Origin of the sequence: Streptomyces sp. SID3212, assembly GCF_009865405.1 — a bacterium.
GTDB lineage: Bacteria > Actinomycetota > Actinomycetes > Streptomycetales > Streptomycetaceae > Streptomyces.
Map to the genome: position 1 here is coordinate 1 of NZ_WWJY01001199.1, position 325 is coordinate 325.

Sequence of the window (325 nt, forward strand, 5' to 3'; positions counted from 1 at the left end):
GCCGGGGACGACGGCGACCACGGCCCGCTGGACCTGCTCCGGCGCCCGTTCCGCCGCGCCGAAGTGGGTGATCCTGATGCGGTACGGGCGTCCCGCCTCGACCCCGGCCTCCACGGCGGCGCCGGCGTCGTCCACGTGGATGTGCACGTTCCACAGCCCGTCCCCGCCGACGACGACCAGGGAGTCGCCCAGCCGGTCGAGCCGGGCGCGCAGCCGGGCCACCGCGTCGTCGCCGGCCTCCAGCAGGTAGATCACCTCGAAGGCGGGGCCTTCGTCGGCCTGGCAGGACCCGAAGGCGCCGGGCCCCTCGTCGGCCGGGGACACG

The 325-nt window shown here is 76.9% G+C and carries 1 pseudogene; it reads right to left on the minus strand.

Annotated elements, in window-relative coordinates:
- A pseudogene (locus GT042_RS35690) lies at nucleotides 1-325 on the minus strand (dihydroxyacetone kinase); the annotation flags it as partial.